This is a genomic window from Streptomyces sp. NPDC059477 (assembly GCF_042749375.1).
Lineage (GTDB): Bacteria > Actinomycetota > Actinomycetes > Streptomycetales > Streptomycetaceae > Streptomyces.
This window is the reverse complement of the sequence record NZ_JBHYUG010000003.1, coordinates 171,936-196,322: the sequence shown is the minus strand read 5'-3', so window position 1 is coordinate 196,322 and position 24,387 is coordinate 171,936. Positions and strand designations below refer to the sequence as shown.

Annotated in this window: 19 protein-coding genes and 1 pseudogene; 11 read left to right on the top strand and 9 right to left on the bottom strand. The window is 73.5% G+C overall.

The window, feature by feature from the left end; genetic code table 11:
• Positions 1 to 232: 232 nt before the first annotated feature.
• Complete coding sequence (locus ACFXAZ_RS02850; RefSeq protein WP_382690528.1) at positions 233 to 640, bottom strand: YciI family protein; 408 nt, start codon at positions 638 to 640, stop codon at positions 233 to 235.
• Between the two features lie 196 nt (positions 641 to 836).
• Between ACFXAZ_RS02850 and ACFXAZ_RS02845 the strand changes: the two genes are divergently transcribed.
• Positions 837 to 2,645, top strand: a complete 1,809-nt coding sequence (locus tag ACFXAZ_RS02845; protein WP_384584056.1) for a protein kinase — start codon at positions 837 to 839, stop codon at positions 2,643 to 2,645.
• 2 nt (positions 2,646 to 2,647) lie between these two features.
• On the opposite strand, the gene ACFXAZ_RS02840 is transcribed toward ACFXAZ_RS02845, so the two are convergent.
• Positions 2,648 to 4,087 carry a hypothetical protein gene (locus tag ACFXAZ_RS02840; protein ID WP_384584053.1) on the bottom strand — a complete coding sequence of 480 codons (1,440 nt, stop codon included), beginning with the start codon at positions 4,085 to 4,087 and terminating at the stop codon, positions 2,648 to 2,650.
• A gap of 113 nt (positions 4,088 to 4,200) precedes the next feature.
• Here ACFXAZ_RS02840 and ACFXAZ_RS02835 point away from each other — a divergent pair, with 113 nt between their 5' ends.
• The gene (locus ACFXAZ_RS02835; RefSeq protein WP_384584050.1) at positions 4,201 to 5,469 is read left to right on the top strand and encodes a molybdopterin-dependent oxidoreductase; all 1,269 of its coding nucleotides are present in this window, start codon (positions 4,201 to 4,203) and stop codon (positions 5,467 to 5,469) included.
• A 351-nt stretch (positions 5,470 to 5,820) separates the two neighbouring features.
• Here ACFXAZ_RS02835 and ACFXAZ_RS02830 read toward each other — a convergent pair whose 3' ends face one another.
• From ACFXAZ_RS02830 to ACFXAZ_RS02820, 3 genes and pseudogenes are all read right to left on the bottom strand, one after another.
• On the bottom strand, positions 5,821 to 6,567 hold the full coding sequence (locus ACFXAZ_RS02830; RefSeq protein ID WP_384584047.1) for a class I SAM-dependent methyltransferase: 747 nt from the start codon (positions 6,565 to 6,567) through the stop codon (positions 5,821 to 5,823).
• A complete protein-coding gene (locus tag ACFXAZ_RS02825; protein WP_384584044.1) occupies positions 6,564 to 7,184 on the bottom strand; it encodes a DUF2064 domain-containing protein in 621 nt (206 codons plus the stop codon). Before ACFXAZ_RS02825 ends, ACFXAZ_RS02830 begins: the two co-directional genes overlap by 4 nt.
• Positions 7,185 to 7,432: 248 nt before the next feature.
• Positions 7,433 to 8,104: pseudogene (locus ACFXAZ_RS02820) on the bottom strand (glycosyltransferase family 2 protein); the annotation flags it as partial.
• Between the two features lie 123 nt (positions 8,105 to 8,227).
• Here ACFXAZ_RS02820 and ACFXAZ_RS02815 point away from each other — a divergent pair.
• Together ACFXAZ_RS02815 and ACFXAZ_RS02810 are read left to right on the top strand one after the other, a co-directional pair.
• The gene (locus ACFXAZ_RS02815; protein WP_384584041.1) at positions 8,228 to 9,109 is read left to right on the top strand and encodes a response regulator transcription factor; all 882 of its coding nucleotides are present in this window, start codon (positions 8,228 to 8,230) and stop codon (positions 9,107 to 9,109) included.
• A 2-nt stretch (positions 9,110 to 9,111) separates the two neighbouring features.
• On the top strand, positions 9,112 to 10,224 hold the full coding sequence (locus ACFXAZ_RS02810) for a sensor histidine kinase (RefSeq protein ID WP_384584038.1): 1,113 nt from the start codon (positions 9,112 to 9,114) through the stop codon (positions 10,222 to 10,224).
• A gap of 243 nt (positions 10,225 to 10,467) precedes the next feature.
• Here ACFXAZ_RS02810 and ACFXAZ_RS02805 read toward each other — a convergent pair whose 3' ends face one another.
• A complete protein-coding gene (locus ACFXAZ_RS02805; protein WP_384584036.1) occupies positions 10,468 to 11,469 on the bottom strand; it encodes an NAD-dependent epimerase/dehydratase family protein in 1,002 nt (333 codons plus the stop codon).
• 137 nt (positions 11,470 to 11,606) lie between these two features.
• A complete protein-coding gene (locus ACFXAZ_RS02800; RefSeq protein ID WP_384584033.1) occupies positions 11,607 to 14,084 on the bottom strand; it encodes a heavy metal translocating P-type ATPase in 2,478 nt (825 codons plus the stop codon).
• Positions 14,085 to 14,291: 207 nt separating this feature from the next.
• On the opposite strand from ACFXAZ_RS02800, the gene guaD reads away from it, so the two are divergent.
• Together guaD and ACFXAZ_RS02790 are read left to right on the top strand one after the other, a co-directional pair.
• Positions 14,292 to 15,629: a guanine deaminase gene (guaD, locus tag ACFXAZ_RS02795; RefSeq protein ID WP_384584030.1), complete on the top strand. Its 1,338-nt coding sequence runs from the start codon at positions 14,292 to 14,294 to the stop codon at positions 15,627 to 15,629.
• Positions 15,630 to 15,658: 29 nt separating this feature from the next.
• Entirely contained in the window at positions 15,659 to 16,984 is a 1,326-nt protein-coding gene (locus ACFXAZ_RS02790) for an MFS transporter (protein ID WP_384584028.1), read from the top strand.
• Between the two features lie 59 nt (positions 16,985 to 17,043).
• On the opposite strand, the gene ACFXAZ_RS02785 is transcribed toward ACFXAZ_RS02790, so the two are convergent.
• Both ACFXAZ_RS02785 and ACFXAZ_RS02780 read right to left on the bottom strand, forming a co-directional pair.
• Entirely contained in the window at positions 17,044 to 18,339 is a 1,296-nt protein-coding gene (locus tag ACFXAZ_RS02785; RefSeq protein ID WP_384584025.1) for a sensor histidine kinase, read from the bottom strand.
• A gap of 14 nt (positions 18,340 to 18,353) precedes the next feature.
• Positions 18,354 to 19,010, bottom strand: a complete 657-nt coding sequence (locus ACFXAZ_RS02780; protein ID WP_384584022.1) for a response regulator transcription factor — start codon at positions 19,008 to 19,010, stop codon at positions 18,354 to 18,356.
• 200 nt (positions 19,011 to 19,210) lie between these two features.
• Between ACFXAZ_RS02780 and ACFXAZ_RS02775 the strand changes: the two genes are divergently transcribed.
• From ACFXAZ_RS02775 to ACFXAZ_RS02755, 5 genes are all read left to right on the top strand, one after another.
• Positions 19,211 to 19,756 carry a hypothetical protein gene (locus tag ACFXAZ_RS02775; protein WP_384584020.1) on the top strand — a complete coding sequence of 182 codons (546 nt, stop codon included), beginning with the start codon at positions 19,211 to 19,213 and terminating at the stop codon, positions 19,754 to 19,756.
• Complete coding sequence (locus tag ACFXAZ_RS02770; RefSeq protein ID WP_384584017.1) at positions 19,753 to 20,916, top strand: peptidoglycan-binding protein; 1,164 nt, start codon at positions 19,753 to 19,755, stop codon at positions 20,914 to 20,916. The genes ACFXAZ_RS02775 and ACFXAZ_RS02770 overlap by 4 nt, the downstream gene beginning before the upstream one ends.
• Positions 20,913 to 21,704, top strand: coding sequence for an ABC transporter ATP-binding protein (locus ACFXAZ_RS02765; protein ID WP_384584014.1), 792 nt, complete (start codon positions 20,913 to 20,915; stop codon positions 21,702 to 21,704). The genes ACFXAZ_RS02770 and ACFXAZ_RS02765 overlap by 4 nt, the downstream gene beginning before the upstream one ends.
• On the top strand, positions 21,701 to 22,906 hold the full coding sequence (locus tag ACFXAZ_RS02760) for an ABC transporter permease (protein ID WP_384584011.1): 1,206 nt from the start codon (positions 21,701 to 21,703) through the stop codon (positions 22,904 to 22,906). The genes ACFXAZ_RS02765 and ACFXAZ_RS02760 overlap by 4 nt, the downstream gene beginning before the upstream one ends.
• Positions 22,907 to 23,034: 128 nt before the next feature.
• Positions 23,035 to 24,324 (top strand): winged helix DNA-binding domain-containing protein, encoded by a 1,290-nt coding sequence (locus ACFXAZ_RS02755; protein WP_384584008.1) that lies wholly within the window; start codon positions 23,035 to 23,037, stop codon positions 24,322 to 24,324.
• The last annotated feature ends 63 nt before the right edge of the window (positions 24,325 to 24,387 follow it).

The window sequence follows — 24,387 nt, the reverse complement described above, 5'->3', positions numbered from 1 at the left end:
ACTCTCGTGGGCCGGTTTTTTTTTTTATACCACCCCCCCACCCCCCGCCCCCCCCCCCCCCGCGCGCCCTCCCGGGCGACCGCGGCCCCCCCCAGGGGGCCGCGGGGGGGGCCGCGCCTCCCCAGCACCCCCGGCGTGAGACTCCTGAGCAGGGCGTCGTCCATGTCGGTCAAGGTCAGTCCACGTCGGTCCAGGTCAGTTCACGTCGGTCCACGCCTGTCCATCTCAGCCGTCACTCGGTGATGGTGGGCGGCGCGCTCAGGAACGGGCGCAGTTCGAGCCACTCGTGGATCGGCTTCCCGCCCGCGCCGGGCGCGGCCGACAGCTCCCCGGCCAGCTCGACGGCCCGCTCGTACGTATCCACGTCGATCACCATCCACCCGGCGATCAGATCCTTGGTCTCGGCGAACGGCCCGTCGGTGACCGGCGGGCGCCCCTCACCGTCGTACCGGACGAACGTCCCCTCCGGCGCGAGCGCCTGTCCGTCGACGAACTCCCCGGTCCGCTCCAGCCGGGCCGCGAAGTCGTTCATGTACTGAAGGTGCGCCGAGATCTCCTGGGGCGTCCACTGGTCCATGGGCACGTCGTTCACGGCCGCCGGGGCGCCCCGGTAGTGCTTGAGCAGCAGATACTTCGCCATGGTCGTTCTCCTTGTGCTTCGTACGACCCATTGTGGTCGCGTTCACAGCGGGGACGGAGCCGGGGAGACGTTCTCGACATCGCCGCCGGGACTTTTTTCGCCGGATCTCTCCGGGGGAGCCGGGCGGGGCCTCGGCGGAGGCCTTGGCGGGGAGCCAGGTGGGGGCCGGGGCGGGGGTTCTCGTATGCTGCGGGCGATGAACGAGGGTGGGCCCGCCAGACGGGTGATCGATGGCCGGTTCGAGCTTCAGGCGCGGCTCGGCGGCGGCGGTATGGGCACGGTGTGGCGGGCACTCGACCTCGTCCTGGACCGGGCCGTCGCGCTCAAAGAGGTACGGCCCCCTGACCCGGGCCTCGCCGAGTACGACCCCGAGGCCGCGCGGCTGCTGCGGGACCGGGTGCTGCGCGAGGCCCGCGCGCTGGCCCGGGTCGAACACCCGAACGTCGTCACCATCCACCATGTGGTCGACGGCGCCGAGCACACCTACCCCTGGCTGGTCATGGAGCTGGTCACCGGCGGCTCGCTCGCCGACCGGCTCGCCCAAGGCCCGCTGGACCCGCGCGAGGCGGCCCGGCTCGGCCGCGAACTGCTCGGCGCGCTGCGCGCCGCCCACGCGGCGGGCATCCAGCACCGGGACGTGAAACCCGCGAACGTCCTGCTGCGCCCCGACGGCCGCCCCGTGCTCACCGACTTCGGCATCGCCGCGATCCGCGAATCGACGTCCCTCACCGCCACCGGCTCCGTCATCGGCACCCCCGACTACATGGCCCCCGAACGCATCTCCGGCGGCGACGGCGGACCCGAGTCCGACCTGTGGTCGCTCGCGATGATGCTGTACGTCGCCGTCGAGGGCCACCACCCGCTGCGCAGGACGAGCACGCTGGCCACCCTCGCCGCCGTCCTGCGCGAGGAACTGCCACCGCCCCGGCGGGCCGGTGCCCTCACCCCGCTCCTCGCCGCCGTCCTGGTCAAGGACCCGGCCCTGCGGCCCGACGTGGCCACCATGGACGCGCTGCTCGCCCGGGCCGCGACGGCCGACGCCCCGGCGCCCGACCCGCGCAGAGCGGAGACCGACGGGGCGACCTCGTACCACCTCGCCGCACCGGCCACGCCCAGCGGCCCGGTGGCACCGCCGGAGCCGAATCCGTACGCGGCCACCGGTCAGAGCCCGTACACCACGACCGGTCAGAGCCCCTACCCCGCTACCGGCCGGAATCCGTACGCCGCCGTCCCCGACTCTCACGCCACGCCCCACCCCCACGGCGTGACCGCGTCGGCGGGGGACCGGGGAGCCGATGAGGAACGGGCCCGGCGCCGGATCCGCCGGATCGCCATCGGCTCGTCCCTCGCGTCGACGGTCCTGGTCGGAGTCCTGGTGTGGGCCCTGCTGCCCGCCGGTGGGGCGAACACCGACGCAGGGGGAGCGGGCCCGTCCGCGAGCGGCATCCGTACGGGGGTTCCGACGAACCCGGCCGACGGGGTGGACGCCCCGAGCGGCGACTCGGGGGACTCGGGCGGGTCGGGCGACTCCGGTGGGGACGCCGCCGGGACGGATCTGCTGACCCCCGATGGCATCCGCACGGCCGTGGCGGCGCTGAAGGAGGCCACGGGCACGGACCGGATGAGCAGCCTGGCCGTGTACCCCGAGCATGTCTCGGCCAACGTCATGGTCGACGGCAGCGACACCCGCTACGACTCCTGGACCTACCGGACGGGCGAAGGCGCGCAGCAGGGCATCATCAGCGGCTCGGTGACGCCGTTCGAGAGCGCGTTCGATGTCGATGACTTCCGGTGGGACGCGGTGCCCGACCTTTTCGAGCGGGCGGAGAAGGAGCTGAACGTCCCGGAGATCACCTCCCGCTACCTCCTGGTCAGCGGGGACAACCCGACCCTCGACGAACCGCAGTCGATGTCGGCGTATCTCTCCAACGAATACATGGAGAGCGGCTACCTCACCGCCGACCACACCGGCAAAGTCACCAGGGTGATGCCCAACGAGCCGTAGGCTCACCAGCTCGTGCGCAGCAGATGGTTGAGGAGCAGCGCGAGGACCGCCTGGGCGGTGAGCCAGGCCCGGGGGTGGGTGAGGAACGCGCAGGACGGCAGCAGCCAGACGGCGAAGGGCAGCCAGATGCGTTCCGTCTCCGCCTTGCTCATGCCGGACACATCGGCGATCAGCAGGGCGAGCAGGGCGCCGGCCACCAGGAACGCGAGCCGGGCGGCGGGGGTGCCCGTCGCCCCCCGTCCGGGCAGCGACACGGCCGCCCTTCCCCCGCCCTGTCCGGGCGGGACCATGGCCCTCTTCCCGCCCCGTCCGGGCAGCAGCACCGCCCCCGCCCGGCGCAGTCCCGCCGCTGTCGCCAGGCCGGTGATCAGTACCGTGCAGGCGAGATTGGCCCAGATCCAGTAGCCGTACGGGCGGATGCCGCCCGCGCCCTGGTAGTAGCGGGTGACCAGCAGGTGGTAGCCCTCCCACCAGTTGAACCCGGCGATCGTGAACACGGCCGGGACGACGGCCAGTCCCGCCGCCAGCGGCACCAGCAGCACCGGACGCGCCCGCAGGCCCCCGCGGCCGAGCCACAGCACCGCCGCGCAGATCACGGCGATGAGGGTGAGCCCGTAGGAGAGATAGCAGGTCAGTCCGAACAGCAGGCCGGACGCCCCGGCCGCCGGGAGGGAGGACCGGGTGAGCGCCAGCGCGAGCAGGGCCACCGACCAGGCGGCCACCGCCGCGAAATAGGCGTCGGCCGAGGCGCCCATCCACACCGCGGCCGGGACCAGCACCAGGAAGGGCGCCGCCCGCCGGGCGAGCCGTTCGCCGGACAGCGCGCGGACGGTGACCAGCACGGCCAGACACGCCGTCGCGCCCAGGACGACGCACCACATCCCGGCCCAGCCGCCACCGCGCAGCCCGGCCCGGTCGAGCAGGACGAAGGTGAGCGTGGCGGCCGGGGGATGCCCGGCGACATGCGCGGGCCATGGGTCGGGGGAGTCCGCCACGATGTACTGGGTGAAGTCCCGCAGGGTCGCCGGGATGTCGTGGAAGCGGCCGATGACCTGGAGATACTCGTAACGGGTGGTCAGCCGGCCCGCGATGCCGCGCTGCCAGCCGTCGATCAGGGCGAGGGAGAGGATCCAGGCCAGCGAGGCCGCCCAGGCCACCGCCAGCAGGGACCGCCAGGACAGCCGGGCCGCGAGCGGCGGACCGTACGCCACGATCGCGGCGGCGATCAGGAGGGCCGCCGGGGTGCCGGGGCCCACGTGCGGTCCCCAGGAGGCCAGCAGCGGGGGCCAGCTGACGAAGAGGGTGTGCGCGGTGTCCTGGACATGACGGCCGATCACGATGGCCGTCGTCACCAGCAGGACGGCCGCGGCGACGGCGTACAGGTCGGGTCGCAGGCCGTCGTGGGGTACGCCGTCGTCGGCGGGAGGTGGGGTGTGGATCACACCGGCACGCTAGGCCGCACGAGCGGGCGGATACTGCCGTACGGGCCGGATGTCAGCGTTTCGTCATGGGTTGCGGCCCCTTGGGCGGGGTCGTCCGGGCCTACGGTCGGGGCATGCGAGACGATCCCCGGCTTCCCACGTCGCCCGGCTTCTGGCGCAGTCCCGTGCGGGGCATCCCGTTCACCTCGGTGCTCGGGCTGGTCCTGCTCGCCGGGATCACCGTCCTGTTCGTGACGGGCCTGGTGTCCTACGCCGCGTACAACCCCGACCTGTCCCCGGTGAACGATCAGACCGAGGGCAAGGGGATCCTCGGCTTCTACCTCTTCGACTGGCCCACCGACCCGCACTGGCTGTACCGGTTCACCCAGGGCGTGCATGTCACCCTCGGCGTGACCCTGATCCCCGTCCTGCTGGCCAAGCTCTGGTCGGTGATCCCCCGGCTGTTCGCGCTGCCCCCGGTCCGCTCGCTCGCCCACGCCCTCGAACGGCTCTCGCTGCTGCTCCTGGTGGGCGGCGCCCTGTTCGAGTTCGTCACCGGCGTACTGAACATCCAGCTCGACTATGTCTTCCCCGGCTCCTTCTACACCCTCCACTTCTACGGAGCCTGGGTCTTCATCGCCGCGTTCGTCGCCCATGCCGTGCTGAAGACACCGAGGGCGCTGCGGGGCCTGCGGGAGCTGAGGGGGCGGGGGGATCGGGGGGAACTGGGGGAGGGGCCGGGGGAGCCGGATGAGCTGGCCTCGCCGCGTCCCGACCCGGCGACCGTCTCCCGGCGTGGTGCGCTGTGGTTCGTCGGGGGCGGGGCCCTGCTGCTGTTCCTCACGACCGTGGGGCGGAGCTTCGACGGCGTGCTGCGCAACACCGCGCTGCTCGCCCCGCACGGGGGCAGCGACCCCGGCTCCGGTCCGAACGGCTTCCAGATCAACAAGACGGCCCGGTACGCGGGGATCGATCCGGCGGAGACCGGCGGGGACGCCTGGCGGCTCGTCGTGACCGGCCGCACCGGCACGGTCCGGCTCAGCCGCGCCGAACTGGACCGTCTCCCGCTGCACAGTTCGGCGCTGCCCATCGCCTGTGTGGAGGGCTGGTCGACGGCCGACCAGTGGTGGCGCGGGGTGCGTCTGAGCGACCTGGCCGCCCTGGTCGGCCACGAAGGCGACCTCCCGGACGTCCTGGTGGAGTCCCTGCAACGGCGTGGGGCCTTCCGTCATGCCGCCCTGCGCGCCAACCAGGTCGCCGACCCGCGCTCCCTGCTCGCCCTCTACGTCAACGGCGAGCCGCTCTCCCTCGACCACGGCTTTCCGGCCCGGGTGATCGTGCCGGCCGCGCCCGGGGTGCTGAACACGAAATGGGTGACGCGGATGACGTTCGGGGACCTGTGAGGCGGGAGCGGTGAGGAGGGAGAGGTCGACGATGGTGGTGTTCTCGCGGGTGCGGATCGGCAGCCCGCTGCAACTGCTGCTGCTGGGCTGCTCGTTCGCCCTGGCCGCCTATGCCGGGGTGCGGCTGTTCGCCGACGACTGGTTCGGGGTGGCGCTGTGGCTGGTGGGGGCGGCGCTGCTGCACGACCTCGTGCTGCTGCCGCTGTACACGGCGGCGGACCGGGCGGTCGTACGCGGGCTCGGGGCGGTCGGGCGCCGGGAGTGGACGATGTTCGTGCGGGTCCCGGCGGCCCTGTCCCTTCTGCTGCTGATCGTGTGGTTCCCGCTGATCGGCGGGACGGTGGAGCAGCGCTACCGGCTGGCCGCCGGGCTGTCGGCGCACGGGTTCCTCGGGCGCTGGCTGCTGATCACCGCCGTTCTGTTCGGCGGCTCGGCGCTGCTGCTGGCCCTGCGGGTGCGCAGGGCGACGAAGCGCCGGCCCGCGCCCGCCCAGTGACCGGCGATCTCCCAGCCCGCCGCCCGGCGCAGCAGGGCCGGGGTGCCGAGCCGCGCCCACGGGAAGGGGGTGCCGGTGGCGTGGGCGCCGGGGAGGCGGACGACCCGGACCCGGGTGCGTTCGTCGACGTCCGCCGGGTCGGTCTCGGCGATCAGCAGCCCGCCGGGGCGCAGCAGCTGGGCCATGCGGGCGAGGAGGGTGTCCGGGTCGCCGCCGATGCCGATGTTGCCGTCCATCAGCAGAGCGGTGTCCCAGCGTCCTTCGCCGGGCAGCGGTGCGAACACCGAGCGGCGCAGGGCCTGGCCGCCGAGGCGCAGGGTGTGGGCCACGGCGGTCTCGCTGACGTCGATGCCGAGGGCGGGGCGGCCCCGGGCGGCGAGTTCGCCCACCAGGCGGCCGGGTCCGCAGCCGACGTCCAGGACGGCGCCCTCGCAGCGGTCCAGTACGTCACGGTCCACCGGGTCGGCCCGGCCGCACCAGCGGTCCACGTCCAGGGGGAGCAGCCAGCCGTCGTCGCGGCGCAGGAACAGTGGTCCCCGGCCCGCGCGCAGGGCCGCCGCGTAGGGGTCGGCGCCCGTCCACGCGGGCACGGCGGTGCTCACCGTCCGCCCGCCCCGGGCGCGCAGCGGGCCAGCCGGGCGGCGAACCGCCCGTGCGGGACCAGCGCGGCGACCGCGTAGGCGTCGGCGGCGGTGTCGACGTCCCGCAGCCTGGGCAGGTCGCGCACGCGCAGCCCGGCCGTGGTGAGCCGCTCCCGCTGCGCCCTGCCGGTCTGCGGGGTCGACATGGGCACGCCCCGCAGCAGCTCCGGGTCGGGGCGGGCCAGGCCGAGCGCCCAGAAGCCGCCGTCCTCGGCGGGACCGAAGTACGCGTCGCACCCCGCGAAGTCGACGGTGAGCAGCGCGGCCGTGACCTGCGGGGTGTCCATCCCGATGAGCAGCGCGGGCCCGGCGCAGTGCGCGAAGGCGTCCGCCAGCCGTTCGTCCAGCCCGCCCGCGCCCTGCGGCACGACGTCGAACCCGGGCGGCAGCCAGGCTCCGGGCGCCCCCTCAAGAACGAGCAGCCGCCGGGGGACGGGCAGCGCCGCCACGGTGTCCAGGGTGTCGGCGAGCGCCGCCTCGGCCAGCGCGGCGGCCTCTCCGGGGGTGAAGGGCGGCGTCAGCCGGGTCTTGACCAGCCCCGGGCGGGGTTCCTTGGCGATGACGACCAGGGTGGTCATGGGGCGGTACCTCCGGGGGGTGGGGAGGTGGGGCCGTTGGACGGGGGGTCGGCGTGGGTGGATCTGTCGTCCGAGGGTGTGCGCCGGTCTGTTGGCTGTCCCGTGGGTGGGTCGGCTTCCGAAGGTGTGTGGCCGTTCGTCGGGTGCCCCGTGGGTGGGTCGGCGTCCGAGGGTGCGTGGCCGTTCGTCGGGTGCCCCGTGGGTGGGTCGGTGTCCGTGGGCCCGTCGGTCGTGGGTGCGCGGTCGTCCGGCGGCGGGTCCCGCAGGACCCGTCCCATGTCGCGGACCGTCTGCCAGGTGCCCCGCCAGGTGCCGGTCACCTTGGAGGTGCCGGTGCGGGGCAGGTACGGGACGTCGTGCTCGGTGATGCGCCAGCGGGCGTCGGCCGCGCGGACCACCATCTCCAGGGGGTAGCCGCTGCGCCGGTCGGTGAGGCGGAGCGCGAGCAGGGGTTCCCGGCGGGCGGCGCGCAGCGGGCCGAGGTCGTGCAGGGGCAGGCCGGTACGGCGGCGCAGCAGCCGGGCGACCGCGAGGTTCCCGGCGCGCGCGTGCACCGGCCAGACGCCCCGGCCCCGCGCCCGGCGCCGCCCCAGCACCAGATCGGCCGCGCCGGAGCGGATCTCGGCCACGAAGGGCAGCAGCAGGGACGGATCGAGGGAGGCGTCGCAGTCGCAGAAGCAGACGATGTCGGCGGTGGCCGCCGTCAGTCCGGCGTGGCAGGCGGCGCCGAAGCCCCGGCGCGGCTCGTGCACGACGTGCGCCCCGAGCGCGCGGGCGATCCTCGCCGAGCCGTCGGTGGAGCCGTTGTCGACGACGATCGCCCGCCAGCCGGCCGGGATCCGGGCGAGCACCCAGGGCAGCGCCTCGGCCTCGTTCAGACAGGGCAGGACGACATCGGCGTCATGGGGTGGTGAGGTCACGGCTCTCACCCTACGAACGCGAATCGGGCATACCGGACTTCCGGTCCTTACGAAACGCGGACGTCGGAGCCCGCGAGCGGTCCGGCGCCGCCGCCGGTCAGCCCTCGGTGTCACGCTGGAGCCATGCAGCAGCCGTACGCACATCCTGAACCGGCCCCGCGGGGACGCGTCCGGGAACCCGGCCCGCAGGGGCGCGGCCCCGACGGCCGGACCGCCCGGGTCCTGGTCGTCGACGACGACCCCACCGTCTCGGAGGTCGTCACCGGATACCTGGACCGCGCGGGCTACCTCGTGGACCGCGCCGAGGACGGCCCCGCCGCCCTCGCCCACGCCGCCGCGCACCGCCCCGACCTGGTGGTGCTGGACCTGATGCTGCCCGGGATGGACGGCCTGGAGGTCTGCCGACGGCTGCGCGGGCACGGGCCCGTGCCGGTCATCATGCTCACCGCCCGGGGCGACGAGGAGGACCGCGTCCTCGGCCTGGAGGTCGGCGCCGACGACTACGTCACCAAGCCGTTCAGTCCCCGGGAACTGGTCCTGCGCGTGGAGTCGGTGCTGCGCCGCGCCCGCCCCGGCCCCACGCCCCGCCCCCTCGCCGCGGCCGGCCTCGCCCTCGACCCCGCCGCCCGCCGCGCCACCAGGAAGGGCACGGAACTCGCCCTCACCCTGCGCGAGTTCGACCTGCTCGCCTTCTTCCTGGCCCACCCGGGCCGGGCGTTCAGCCGCGAGGACCTGATGCGGGAGGTGTGGGGCTGGGACTTCGGCGACCTGTCGACCGTCACCGTCCACGTCCGCCGCCTGCGCGGCAAGGTCGAGGACGACCCGGCCCAACCTCGGCTGATCCGGACGGTGTGGGGGGTGGGCTATCGGTTCGAGGCGGGGGGGTCGGGTGGAGGCGACGTGCCGAACACGCCGGCTGGGTCGGGCGTACCCGACGGTGCGTCGGGCGTAGCGGACGCCTTGGCCGATCCCCACGCTCCCCACGGCTCGACAGAAAGCGGCTGACCGTGCGTGACTCCCTCCTCATCGCCGCGTACGCCTTCGCCGGCGCCGCCGCCTCGGGTCTGGCCGGAGCGGGGGTGCTGCGGCTGATCCGGCGCCGCTCGCTGACCGCGTCCCTGACGGTGGTCGCGGCGGTCGGTGTGGTCGCGATGCTCTCCGGCACCCTGGCCGTGGCCTGGGCGATGTTCCTGTCCTCGCACGACCTGACGGTGGTCACCACGGTCGTGGCCATGGCGGCGGCCGTCTCCCTGGCCACCGCCCTGCTGCTGGGCCGCTGGGTCGTCGCCCGCAGCCGTGAACTGACCGTCGCCGCCCGCTCGTTCGGCGACGGCGGCGACTTCGCCGCACCCGACGGCCCCGCGACCGCCGAACTGGACGCGCTCAGCCGTGAGCTGGCCGCCACCAGCGCGCGGCTCGCCCAGTCCCGGGCCCGCGAACGGGCGCTGGAGACCTCCCGCCGGGAACTCGTCGCCTGGATCTCGCACGACCTGCGCACCCCGCTCGCGGGCCTGCGTGCCATGTCCGAGGCCCTGGAGGACGGCGTCGCCACCGACCCCGGCCGCTACCTCACCCAGATCCGCGCCGAGGTCGAACGCCTCGACGGCATGGTCGGCGACCTCTTCGAACTCTCCCGCATCCACGCCGGGACGCTGCCGCTGGCCCCCGCCCGTATCTCCCTGTACGACCTGGTGGGCGACGCCCTCGCGGGCGCGGACCCGCTCGCCCGGCAGCACGGCGTCACACTGGTGGGCGATCAGGTGGACCCCGTACCCGTGGAGGTGGACGGCAAGGAGATGAGCCGCGTCCTGGGCAACCTCCTGGTCAACGCCATCCGGCGCACCCCGGCGGACGGTACCGTCGCGGTCGCCGCCGAGTGTGCCGCCGACGGCGAGGTGGTGCTGTCGGTCACCGACGGTTGCGGCGGGATACGGGAGGAAGACCTGCCCCGCGTCTTCGACACCGGCTGGCGCGGCACCGACGCCCGCACACCCCCGGCGGGCGCGGGCCTGGGCCTCGCCATCGTGCGCGGCATCGTAGAGGCCCACCAGGGCCGGGCACGGGTACGCAACATCCCCGGCGGCTGCCGCTTCGAGGTGATCCTGCCGACGGCACCGTAACCGCGGCCCCGGAGCCCGACTGCCGGTCACCTGTCGCCGACTGCTGGCGCCCGGTGGTCGACTACCGGTCCCCTGCCCCTGAGCACCGGGCCCCTGCCCCTGACCACCGGCCACCAGCCGCCTGTCGCGGGCCACCTGCCGCCGCGTCCCGGCTGCCAGCTACGGCCTCCCGGCCCCCAGACCCAGCCACGCCCCAACACCCACCCCACCCCCGCCCCCCACTCCCACGACCACCCCCCCTAATCAATCCCCCCGCATCCCCGCCCGAGCGAACTCCCGCATCCCCGTCTCGAAGCCGACCTCCGGCTTCCAGCCCAGGTCGGCGCGGAGGCGGGCCGAGTCGGCGGTGATGTGGCGGACGTCGCCGAGGCGGAACTCGCCGGTCACCTCGGGCTCGGGGCCGCCGTGCGCGGCGGCCAGCGCGGCGGCCATCTCGCCGACGGTGTGCGGCTCGCCGCTGCCGGTGTTGTAGACGGTGAGCGCACCCGGCGCCGCACTCGCCTCCAGCGCCACGGCGTTCGCCGCCGCAACGTCCCGTACATGCACGAAGTCCCGCCGCTGGCCCCCGTCCTCGAAGACCTGCGGGGCCTCGCCCCGGGCGAGCGCCGAGCGGAAGAACGAGGCGACGCCCGCGTACGGGGTGTCGCGGGGCATCCGCGGCCCGTACACGTTGTGGTAGCGCAGCGACACCGCCGAGCCGCCCGTCACCCGGGCCCAGGCGGCGGACAGATGCTCCTGGGCGAGCTTGGTCGCCGCGTACACGTTCCGCGGGTCGGCCGGGGTGTCCTCACCGACCAGCCCCGGCACCAGATCCCGCCCGCACACCGGGCACAGCGGCTCGAACCGCCCCGCCGCGAGGTCCCCGGCGGCCCGCGGTCCGGGCCGCACCACGCCGTGGTCGGGGCAGGCGTAACGCCCCTCGCCGTAGACGACCATCGAGCCCGCCAGGACCAGCCGGTCCACCCCCGCCTCGGCCATCGCCGCCAGCAGCACGGCGGTGCCGAGGTCGTTGCGCGAGACATAGTCGGCGGCGTCCGCGACCCCGTCGCCCAGCCCGACCATCGCCGCCTGGTGGCACACCGCGTCCACCCCCACCAGCGCACGGGCGACCTCGACGGGACGGCGCACATCGGCCGCCGGGTCCTGCCGGACGTCGTACACGACCGGCTCGTGACCGCGCGCCCGCAGCACGTCGACGACATGGGACCCGATGAACCCGGCACCGCCGGTGACCAGTACACGCATGGGGTCACGCTAGGGCGGCGACGGCCCCGCGCCGGGTGATCCGCCGGGGACGTCACCGTGGTGTAAGACGCTCGGACCCGAATGGCGTGCGCGCGCGTACGCCGGCGCCCGGGACGGCGCGCACGCGCACGGACGCGCTACGCCGCCGTACGGGCCATCCGAGCCGTACGCGCCGGGGTGAGGCGGCGCAGCAGCAGCGCGTTGAACGTCACGATGATGGTCGAGGCGCTCATCAGCAGGGCCGCCCACTCGGGGCGCAGCACCAGCCCCAGACTCGGATAGAGCGCACCGGCCGCGACGGGAATGGCCAGCAGGTTGTAGATCGCCGCCCAGAACAGGTTCTGCTTGATCTTGCGGCGGACCGCGCGGGCGATGCGCAGCGCGTAGCCGACATCGGCCGGGTCGTCGCGGACCAGGACCACATCGGCGGTCTCCACCGCCACGTCCGTTCCGGCGCCGATCGCGATGCCGACCTCCGCCTGGGCCAGCGCGGGCGCGTCATTGACGCCGTCGCCGACCATCGCGACCTTGGCACCGCCCTGTTGCAGCGCGGCGATCCGGTGCGCCTTGTCCTCCGGCAGCACATCGGAGATCACGTCGTCCACGCCGACCCGGCGGGCCACCGCCCGCGCCGTGGCCGCCCGGTCGCCGGTCAGCATCACCGCCGCCACCGAGTCCCGGTGCAACTCCGCGACCGCCGCCCGCGCGGACGCCCGCACCGGGTCCGCCACCGCCACCACACCCAGGGCCTTGCCGTCGGCGGCCAGATACATCGCCGTCTTCCCATCGCCCGCGAGCCGGTCCGCGTCCGGCACCAGCGACTCGGCGGCGACCCCCTCACGCTCCAGCAGCCGTACGTTGCCCAGCAGCACCCGGCGCCCGTCCACCACGGCCACCACCCCGTGGCCGGGTACGGAGTCGAACTCGGCCGGCGGATCCACCGCCCACCCCTTCGCACGCGCCGCCGCGACCAGGGCCTCGGCCAGCGGATGCTGGGAGGGCTGGTCGGCACGGGCCGCCAGCCGCAGCACCGTCTCCTCGTCCGCGCCGGGCGCCGGGACCACATCGGTGACGGACGGCCGCCCCTCGGTGAGGGTGCCGGTCTTGTCGAACACGACCGTGTCGATGGCCGCCGTGGCCTCCAGCGCCGTGGCGTTCTTGAACAGCACACCCCCGCGCGCCCCCTGACCGACGCCGACGGTGATGGCGGTGGGCGTGGCCAGCGCCAGCGCGTCGGGACACGCGATGACGACCGCCGAGACCGCCGCGGTGATCGCGAAGCCCACGCCCTCGTCGCCGATGAGCGCCCAGGCCAGGAAGGTGATCAGACCGGAGCCCAGGGCCAGATAGACGATGTACTTCCCGGCCGTGTCGGCCAGCCGCTGCGCGGGCGCCTTGGACGCCTGCGCGTTGCGCACCATCTGCACGATCCGGGCCAGCGCGGTGTCGGCACCGACCGCGGTGGCGGTGAAGGTGAAGGCGCCGGTGGTGTTGATGGTCCCGCCGATCACCGGCGCGCCCGCGCTCTTCGCCACCGGCAGCGGCTCCCCGCTGATCATCGACTCGTCGACATAGCTGGAACCCTCGTCCACCGTCCCGTCGACCGGGACCTTCTCCCCGGGCCGCACCACGATCCGGTCACCGGTCACCACCTGCTCCAGCGGGACCTCCGTCTCCACCCCGTCCCGCCGCACCCGCGCGGTGGGCGGCGCCAGCGACAGCAGGGCCTCCACGGCCCGGCCGGTGGCGTACCGCGAACGCATCTCCAGCCAGTGCCCGATCAGGCTCAGCGTGGTCAGCATCGCCGCGGCCTCGAAGAACACGTCCTGCGCCCCGGCGAAGGTGGCGACGACGGAGTAGACGTACGCCACCAGGATCCCGGTCGCGATGAGGGTCATCATCGTCACCTCGCCGTGGCGTAGCGACCGCCCGGCCGAGGAGATGAACACCCACCCGCCCCACAGCACCACGGGCGTGCCCAGCACCAGCCCGAACCAGGACATGGACAGCCCGAACGGCGGGTTCGCGGTGAAGCCGACGCTGTGCCCGATCGGCGAGTACAGGACGATCGGCACGGTCAGGATCGCGCAGACGACGAACCGGCGGAACATGTCCCGGACCATGGCGGCCCCATGCCCGGCGTGCTCGTCAGGTCCCATGTCCTCGTGCCCATGCTCATGTTCATGCTCATGGGTTCCGGCTCCGGCCCCGGTCGGCCCTTCGCCGTGCCCGGCGTGCTCACCGTGAGCCGCGTGCATCTCCTGCCCGGCGTGCCCGGCCTGTCCGGCGTGCCCACCGTGCGCGCCCCGCCCCGTGTCCGGCCCGGCCTCCTCCCCCGTCGCCCGGTCGGCCGCGCCCACCGCCGGATGCCCCGGCTGGCAGCACGAGTCCGGGCAGTCCACGCACACACAGCCGAGACTCCGCCCGGCCAGCGCGGTCGCCAGGGCGCGGCGGTCGGTGCGGTCGGGGTCGTACCCCACGTGCGCCACCGAGCGGGTCCGGTCCAGCCGGACGGATTCCACCCCCGGCAGCGCCGCCAGGCCGCGCTCGACCTCCGCCAGTTCCGTCCCGCACCAGCAGTCCGACAGATCGATCTCCGTCACCGCCAAGGTCATGACCGTACCTCCGGGGCCGACGGCCGGGCCGCCGACATGCGTCGATTGCCGCCAGAATACCCCTACGGGGTATTACCGCAACCGGGGTGTCCCACCCGCGCGCCCGACGCCCCACCGTCACCCGTTCGGGCGATCACCGGCTGCCACCCGGCCCCACCCCCGCGTGCACTGGGTTCAGACGGGCAGAGCCCGGAACCGGAGGTGGCTATGTCCACGGACGTGACGGCGGTACGGGGCCCGTTCGTCAGCTTCACCGGCGATCCCTTCCTCACCAGCCGCGAGGACGCCTTCGTCTACGAGAGCGACGGGCTGCTGATCTGCGAGAACGGGATGATCACCGCCTGCGGTGCCTACTCCGCCCTGCGCGACGCGCTCCCGCCGGGCGTGACACCGGCCCACTATCCCGGGCACGTGATCACCGCCGGATTCATCGACACCCACATCCACTACGTGCAGACCGGCATCATCGCCGCCTTCGGCTCCCAGCTGATCGACTGGCTGAACCACTACACCTTCGTCGAGGAACAGCGCTTCTCCGACCCCCGGTACGCGCGCCGGATCGCCTCCGCGTTCTGCGACGAACTGCTGCGCAACGGGACGACGACCGCGCTGACGTTCTGCGCCGTGTACCCGGCGTCGGTGGACGCCCTGTTCGAGGAGGCGTCGGCCCGGCATCTGCGGATCGTGGCGGGCAAGGTCCTGATGGACCGCAACGCCCCCGACCCGCTGCTCGACACGGCCGAGTCGGGTTACGCGGACTCCAAGGAACTCCTGGAGCGCTGGCACGGCAAGGGCCGCAACCTCTACGCCATCACCCCCCGCTTCGCCCCCACCAGCACCCCCGCCCAACTGGAGGCGGCCGGGGCCCTGCGCCGCGAGCACCCCGAAGCCCTGATGCACACCCATGTCTCGGAGAACACCGGGGAGATCTCCTGGGTCCGCTCGCTCTTCCCCGAGCGCGCCGGATACCTGGACGTGTACGACCACTACGGCCTGCTGGGACCCGGCGCCGTCCTCGCGCACGGCGTCCATCTGACCGGGCGCGAGCGTGGCCGGTGCGCCGACACCGGCACGGCCATCGCGCACTGCCCCACCTCGAACCTCTTCCTCGGCAGCGGCCTGTTCCACCTCCACGACGCCAAGGACCCCCACCGCCCGATCCATGTCGGCCTCGGCACCGACATCGGCGCGGGCACCAGCTTCTCCCTGCTGGCCACCATGAACGAGGCCTACAAGGTCGCCGAGCTGAGCAACTACCCGCTGGACTCCCTCAAGGCGTTCTACCTCGCCACCCTCGGCGGCGCCCAGGCCCTCGGCCTGGACGACCGGATCGGCTCCCTCACCCCCGGCCACGAGGCGGACTTCGTCGTCCTGGACCCCAGGGCCACCCCGCTGCTCGACCAGCGCACCGCACGCGTCGACGACATCGACGAACTGCTGTTCGTCCTCGCCGTGATGGGCGACGACCGTACCGTCCGCGCCACCTATGTCAATGGTGCCCTGGCGCACGACCGCGACGCCGCCGCGTCCGCGGCCACGGGCTGAGCCCGCACCGACCGACGGGAGACCGTGTCATGGCCGACACCGCCGCCACCGCCTCCGGCGGTGATACCGGGCACGAGTACCGCAAGCATCCCGGCGCCCGCATCCTGCACGGCCCGCACCGCACCATCGGCGGCGTCGAGGCGTGGATCATCTGGGGCCTGTGCACGATCTTCGTGGTCTGGCTGTTCTCCATCCAGACGGGATACGCCGTCGTCTCCCCGGAGATCCAGCGCACAGCCGGACTCACCGTGGGCCAGATCAGCCTGGCCGGCTCGATCTACACCTGGGCCTTCGCGCTGTGCCAGTTCTTCTCCGGCGCCCTGCTGGACCGGTTCGGCTCCCGCCCGCTGCTGGCCGTGGCCGTGGCCTTCGTGACCGCAGGCGCCTTCCTCTACGCGCAGACCACCAGCATGGCCACGCTGATCACCGCGCAGGTGGTGCTGGCCATCGGCTCGTCGTTCGGGTTCGTGGGCGCCGGATACATCGGCGGCCAGTGGTTCCCCGCCGCGCGCTACGGGCTGATGTTCGGCCTGGTGCAGTCCCTGGCCTCGCTCGGCTCGGCGTTCGGCCAGCCCGTCATCTCCTGGCAGCTGACCCAGGTCTCCTGGGAACAGCTCCTCAACGGCTTCGGCGCGGCGGGCGTGGTGCTGATCGTGCTGTTCGCCCTCCTGGTACGCAACCCCACCCCCGGCCCGGAACAACTGGCCCAGCGGTCCCGCACCGCGAAACCGCCCCTGGTCTCCAGCATCTTCCGCGGCCTCGGCGCCTGCTTCCGCAACCGCAACGTCGTCCTGTCCGCCGCCCTGGCCGGAGTCTCCTTCGGCTCGATGCTCGCCATGGGGGTGCTGTGGGGGCCGCGTGTGATGGAGGCGCGGGGCGCAGAGACGTCCCTGGCCGCCGTACTGACCGCCATGTCCTGGCTCGGCCTGGCCGTGGGCGCCCCGCTGTTCAATCTGCTCTCCGACCACTGGAACAACCGCCGGATCCCGGCCGTGTGCGGTGTCCTGCTCCAGGCCGTCGCGATCTCGCTGCTGATCTATCTGCCCAGCGAGACCAACAGCGTCTCCGTCGTCACCATGTTCTGCGTCGGTCTCTTCGCCGGGGCCCACATGCTCGGCTTCACCGTCGCGGGCGAATCGGTCCCCGGCGCCCTGGTCGGCAGCTCCGCCGCCATCGTCAACGGCGTGTGCTTCATCATCGGCGGACTCCTCCAGGCCATCCCGGGCCGCCTGCTGCCCGACCATCCCGGCCTGGGCGACTACGGACACGCCCTGCTGCTCATGCCGATCCTGCTGGTGCTGGGCGCGCTGGCGGGGCTGTTCATCAGGGACACGGGCAAGGCGGGGGCGCGGTGAGGGCGGCCTCAGACTGACGGCGGCCCCGGGCCGACGGCAGGGTCATGGTGACGGCAGAGTCAGTGCGAGGGCAGGGTCACGGTGACGGTCAGGCCGCCGTCCCGGTTCGGGACGGCGGCCACGCTCCCGTCGTGGGCGTGGACGATCGCCCGCACGATGGACAGCCCGAGTCCAGCCCCCTTCGTGGTCACCAGCCGCTCACCGCCCAGCCGACGGAACGGCTCGAACAGCGCGGGAATCTCGTAAGGAGCCACGGTGGGACCGGAGTTGGCGACCACGACCGCCACCGTCCCCTCGTCACCGCCACGGGTCGTGACCTTCACCCACCCGTCCCGGTCGTCGTTGTGGCGGACGCCGTTCTCCACCAGATTCTGGATGACGCGCTCCAGCAGCAGGACATCGCCACGGGTGGCGGCGGGCGCGAGGTCGTGGGTCACGGTGACACCCGCCCGGCCTGCCTCCGGCTCGCTCTGGAGGAGCACATGGGCGGCGATGTCGGCGAGATCCGTCGGATGCCGCTCGGGGAGACGGTGCTCCGCCCCGGCCAGCAGGAGAAGCCCGGTGATGAGCCGTTCCTGCCGGGTGTTGATCTCCAGCAGACCGGCGCCGAGTTCCTTGACGTCCGTGGACGCGGTCCGCCGGTGCATGGCCATCTCCACCAGGGCGCGGTGCAGCGCCAAGGGGGTACGCAGCTCATGGCTGGCGTTGGCGACGAAGCGGCGCTGCCCGTCGAAGGACCGGTCGAGCCGCTCGACCATGGCGTTGAAGGTGCGGGCGAGATCCTTCACCTCGTCGTCCGGCCCGCCCAGCGTGATGCGCTCGTGCAGGCCCCGGTCGGCGACGGGGGCCGCCGCGATCCGCCGCGCGGTGTGGGTGACCTGGTGCAAGGGGTCCAGCACCCGTCCCGCGATCAGCCAGCCCAGCCCCGCCGCCGCGCTGCCGACGAGCAGCAGCGCGATGCCGCCCTGGGTGATCAGCGAGGCGGTGGCGGCGTCCCGGATCTCGTCCTGCGCGTTCTGGAGCAGTTCCTCGGCGCCGGGGCCGGTGTAGGTGCGTCCGTCGGCTCCCGTGAGCGACGGCTGATGCGGCGAGGGTGCGTGGGGCGAGGGTGTGTTGGGCGAGGGCGTGTTCGGCGAGGGCGCCACGGACGGGGTGCTGATCTCGGTTTTGCTGGTGTCGGCCTGGAGCCGCTGGTTGAACAGGGCGTACGTGGTGCCCAGCAGGACCACCCCGGCGGCCAGGAACAGCAGCCCGTACACCAGGGTGAGCCGGGCCCGCAGGGTGATACGGCCGGGGCGCAGCCGCTTCGGGCGGCCGAGGGGTGCCGGGGGACTCAGCGGATCCGGTGTGTTCATGGGATGCGGTGTGTTCATGGGATGCGGTACCCGACTCCCGTGACGGTCTCGACGACGGGTGGGTCACCGAGCTTGCGGCGGAGTTTGAGCACGGTGACCCGCACCACCCCCGTGAAGGGGTCGATGTGTTCGTCCCACGCCTTCTCCAGCAGCTGTTCGGCGGAGACGACGGCCCCGTCCGCGCGCAGCAGCTCCGCGAGCACGGCGAACTCCTTCTTCGCGAGGGCGACCTTGCGGCCGTCGCGGAAGACCTCGTGCCGGGCGGGGTCGAGCGTGATGCCCACGCGGTGCAGCACGGGCGCGGTGACGGGCCGGGAGCGGCGGCCGAGGGCGAGGACCCGGGCGGCGAGTTCGGGCAGCGCGAACGGCTTGGTGAGGTAGTCGTCGGCACCGATCGACAGGCCCGCCACCCGGTCGGTGACCTCGGCCGAGGCGGTGAGCATGAGCACACGGGCGGCGGAGCCGGAGGCCACGACCTGACGGCACACGTCGTCGCCGTGCAGCCGGGGCAGATCCCGGTCCAGTACCACCAGGTCGTAGTCGTGCACGCCGAGCCGCTCCAGCGCGGCGAGACCGTCGTGCACGACATCGACGGCGTGCGCCTCGCCGCGCAGCCACTCCGCGATCACGTCGGCGAGCATCGCCTCGTCCTCGACCACCAGCACCCGCATGAGCAGCGTTCCCTTCGATCCACGGGACCCGTTCCCCCGCCGCCGCGAGCGTGCCCCCGGGACCACGCTGACGGAGAGGGGTGTTCCTCTCTGTTAGCAACCAGGAGTAGCAGGAGTAACGGTGAGTTAACACCCCTGGCTGTTGCATCGCCTCCCACGAGCCGGCATCGGGCCGGCCCGTGGGACGAGGGGATCACCCGATGCGAATCCGAACACGCGCCGCGCTGGCGGCCCTGCCGATGGCGGCCGTGCTGGCCCTGACCGGTTGCGGGGGAGACGGTGGCGGGGATGACGGCGTCGCCTCCGCGAGTGGCGGGGGCAGCAGCAGTGCCGGTGCCGCGCCCGAGCTGGGCCCGGACGAGATGGCCCAGAAGTTCGCCGAGTGCATGCGCGAGAACGGCGTCGACATGGCCGACCCCAAGCCCGGTGAGGGCCTGGACCTCGACCTGGGCGGCGTCGACAAGTCGGTGGCGGACCGGGCGATGGAGGCGTGCCGCCAGTACGACCCCATGGAGAACGGCGGAACCGCCGAGGTGAGCGAGGAGACACAGGACAAGCTGCGCGCGTACTCCCGGTGCATGCGCGAGAACGGCGTGGCGGACTTCCCCGACCCCATCTCCGGCGGTGGCCTGGAGATGGACGGCTCCCTCCAGGACGACCCGGACTTCCAGGGGGCCGACGAGACCTGCAAGGGCCTGCTGCCCGGCGGCGGCAAGAGCGAACTGACCCCGAAGGACGAGCTGTGAGCGAGCGGTCCGTGGACAACCCGGTGGACCAGGTCGCCGACCCGGCCGTGTCCGATCCCGCCCGGCCCGAGCCCGTCGCCCCCGCTGTCCGCCGCCGCTCCCGCCGGGGCCGGAACGCGGCCATCGCCCTCGCCGTCCTCCTCGCCGCGGGCGGCGCCGTGGCGGTCACCGCACTGCGGACCGCCGGGGACGGTGACGGCGGCGGGCCGGCGGGCGAGTTGCCGCCGAGCACCGCCACGGTGACCAGGCAGACCCTCAAGGACTCCCGGAGCGAGGACGGCGAACTCGGCTACGGCACCACCGCCACCGCCGTCAGCCGTATCCCCGGCACGCTCACCGCCGTCCCGTCGACCGGCGCCGAGATCACCCGGGGGCAGGCGCTGTTCAAGGTGGACGACAGGCCGGTGACGCTGATGTACGGCTCGATGCCCGCGTACCGGGCGCTCAAGGCGGGCACGGAGGGCAAGGACGTGGAGCAGTTGGAGAAGAACCTGTCCGCGCTCGGCTACGACGGCTTCACCGTCGACCGCGAGTACACCGCCGCCACGGCGGCCGTCGTCGAACAGTGGCAGGGGGATGTGGGTCTGCCGGAGACCGGCGTGGTGGACCTGGGCCGGGTGGTCTTCGCGGACGCGGCGGTCCGGGTCGACGGCGCCTCGGCCGCCAAAGGCGAGCAGACCGGCCCCGACCAGCAGGTGTTCACGTACACCGGCACGGTGAAGGTCGTCTCGGTCGATCTGGACCCCGCCGATCAGCGGCTCGCCGAGAAGGGCGGCACGGTCGCGGTCCGCCTCCCGGACGGGAGCGTCGCCGAGGGTGTGATCGAGAAGGTGTCGACGGTGATCGAGGAGGGCGACGGACCGGAGGAGCAGGCCCAGACGAAGATCCGCCTGGTCGTCGGGCTGACGGACGAGAAGACCGCCGACGCCTTCGAACTGGGCGCGGTCGGTGTGGACTTCACCGCCGGGGAGCGCGCGGACGTGCTCACCGTGCCGGTCGCCGCGCTGCTCACGCTGGCCGAGGGCGGCTTCGGCGTGGAGGTGGTCGAGGGTTCGACGTCGGTGTACGTGCCGGTGAAGACCGGTCTCTTCGCCGACGGCAAGGTGGAGATCACCGGCGACGGGATCGCCGAGGGCGTGAAGGTCGGGATGCCGAAGTGATCTCCCTGACCGGCGTGACCAGGTCCTACCCCGGCGGGGTCACCGCGCTGAACGGCGTCACCCTGCACATCGGCCGCGGCGAACTGGTCGGCATCGTCGGCCCCTCCGGCTCCGGCAAGTCGACCATGCTGCACATCCTCGGCACCCTCGACCGGCCCAGCTCCGGCCGGGTGTGCATCGACGGCCATGACATCGGCGCGCTCTCCGACGCCGAACTGTCCGCGCTCAGGGCGTCCCGGATCGGCTTCGTGTTCCAGCAGTTCCATCTCGCCGCCGGCACCCCGGCGATCGACAACGTGGCCGACGGGCTCCTGTACTCCGGGCTGCGGGCCGGGGAGCGACGGCGGCGGGCCGAAGCGGTACTGCGCCGGGTGGGCCTGGGCCACCGGCTGGACCACGAGCCGCACGAACTGTCCGGCGGTGAGCGCCAGCGCGTCGCCATCGCCCGCGCGGTGGCCGGTGAACCGGCGCTGCTGCTCGCCGACGAGCCGACCGGCGCCCTCGACTCCGTGTCGGGGGCCGGGGTGATGCGGCTGCTGCGCGAACTGCACGCCGCGGGCACCACGGTCGTCGTCATCACGCACGAGCGGGCCCTGGCCGACGCCCTGCCCCGCCAGGTGCGGATGCTCGACGGCCGGATGGTCGCCGACTCCGGCTCCGACGCTGACCCCGGCTCCGACGCTGACCCCGGCTCCGACGCTGACTCCGGCTCCGACTCCGGCTCCGGCTCCGGCTCCGGCTCCGACCGTGCACCGCACGACACCCTCACCCCGGAGGCGACCCGATGACCGGAGAGACGCTGAAACCGGCCCGGATGTGGCCCGGCGATGTGCTCAAGGTGGGCGGGGTGGGTTTGCGCACCCGCCCACTGCGGGCCTTTCTGTCCGCCCTCGGCATCGCGATCGGTATCGCGGCGATGGTGGCGGTGGTCGGTATCTCGTCCTCCTCCCGCGCCGAACTCGACCGCACCCTGGACGCCCTGGGCACCAACCTGCTCACCGTCACGCCCGGCGAGACCCTGGCGGGCGGGACGGCCACGCTCCCCACCACCGCCGAGGCGATGATCGGCCGGATCCGCCCGGTGGACGCGGTCTCCGCCATCGGCAAGGTCCCGGAGACGAACATCTACCGCAACGACCGCATCCCCGAGGCGGAGAACAACGGCCTCGCCGCCTACGCCGTACGCACCGACCTGCTCACCACCGTCCGCGCGGAGCTGCACAGCGGCACCTGGCTCAACGCGGCGACCGGCGGCTACCCGGCGACCGTGCTCGGCGCGAATGCCGCCCAACGCCTCGGCATCGGCCACGCCACCCCCGAGACCCGGATCCTCGTCGGCGACCGCTGGTTCACGGTGATCGGCATCCTCGCCCCGGCACCCCTGGCCCCGGAACTGGACACCGCGGCCCTCCTGGGCTGGAGCGCGGCCGAGTCCGAACTGGACTTCGGCGGCCACCCCACCACGATCTACACCCGCTCCTCGGACACCGACGTCGAGCAGGTCGCCGCCGTCCTCGCCGGCACCGCCAACCCCGAGGCCCCCGGTGAGGTCAGCGTCTCCCGCCCCTCCGACGCCCTGGCCGCCAAACAGGCCGCGGGCCGCGCCTTCACCGGCCTGCTGCTGGGCCTCGGCGCGGTGGCCCTGCTGGTCGGCGGCGTCGGAGTCGCCAACACCATGGTCATCTCGGTACTGGAACGCCGCCCCGAGATCGGCCTCCGCCGCTCCCTGGGCGCCACCCGCCCCCAGATCCGCACCCAGTTCCTGGCCGAATCCCTCCTCCTGTCCACCCTGGGCGGCCTGGCAGGCGCCCTCCTGGGCTCCACGGCAACCACCGCCTACGCCCTCTTCCAGCACTGGCCAACGGTGATCCCCCCGTCGGCCCTCCTCCTGGGCATAGCAGCCACATTGACCATCGGCGCCCTGGCCGGCCTCTACCCAGCGATCCGCGCATCCCGCCTCCCGCCGACAGAGGCCCTGGCCACACCCTGACCCCGCCGCCCGCCCCGCCGGCGCCTTGCCCCTCGCGGACAGTCCTTGTCCGCAAGGGGCCATAGGTTCCCACGTACGGCCAACCGGGGACGGCGGCCGGGTACGGAACCCTCACGGAGGTGGCTGGGATGGCGGACGGGACCGCGATGGCGGAGGCTGCGGGCATGGACCGCATGGACGACATGGACCACACGGCTGACACGGCTGACACAGCCGACATGGCTGACATGGCTGACACGGCGAAGGTCGGGGAAGAGCCCGGAGCCGGCTCGCTGACACTGCGCGGCGGCGAGAGCAAGGGCAGGAGCCGGCCCCGTGTGCGCAGTGCCCGGCCCGTCGTCCTCACGCCCCGCGCCCTCAACCGCGCCACCCTCGCCCGTCAGCTTCTCCTCCGGCGGTCCACCATGTCGCCGCGCGCCGCCGTCGGGCATCTCGTCGGGCTTCAGGCGCAGGAGGTGAAGCCGCCGTACTACGCGCTCGCCGCCCGGCTCGACGGGTTCACCCCCGAGACGCTGTCCGCGCTGCTGGGGGAGCGGGCCGTCGTCCGGATGGCCACCCTGCGCTCCACCATCCACCTCCACACCGCCGATGACGCGCTCACCGTACGGCCCTTCGCGCAGGCCGCCCTGGAACGGGAGCTGAAGATCTTCCGCAAGGGCCTGACCGGCGTCGACCTGGACCGGCTCGCCACCCTCGCCCGGGAACTGGTCGAGGACACGCCCCACACCATGCGCCAACTGCGCGACGCGCTCGGCACGCACTGGCCGGACGCCGACCCCCGGTCCCTGTCCGTCGCCGCCCGCTGTCTGCTACCGCTGGTGCAGATCACCCCGCGCGGGATGTGGGGGCAGAGCAAGCAGGTCGCCGTCACCACCGCCGAGCACTGGCTGGACCGGCCCGCCGCACCCGCCACCGCCCGGCAGGACATGGTGCTGCGCTATCTCGCCGCCTTCGGACCCGCCTCCGTGAAGGACATGCAGACCTGGTGCGGACTGACCCGGTTGCGCGACGCGTTCGAGAGCCTGCGCTCCCGGCTCGTCACCTTCCGCGACCAGCACGGAGTGGAACTCTTCGACCTGCCCGACGCGCCCCGCCCCGACCCCGCCACCCCGGCACCGCCCCGCTTCCTGCCCGAGTTCGACAACGCGCTGCTCTCCCACGCCGACCGCACCCGGATCCTCCCGGCCGTCCACCACGGCCGCACCTGGCAGGTGAACACCCCCTACTGCCCGCTCCTCGCCGACGGCTTCCTCGTCGGCGTCTGGGGGCTGACCGACAACGCCCTCGTCATCGAGCCGTTCGAGAAGCTCACCAAGGAGCGGCGGGGCGAAGTACTGGAGGAGGGCGCGCGGATGCTGGCGGCCGTGCATCCGGACTCCGGCCACGACATCCGGTTCGGGACCGTCATGCCCCGGTGACGCGCACCACGGCCGGACATGGAAAGGGGGCGCGGGGGGGGGCGCGGGGGGGGCCCCCCCCCC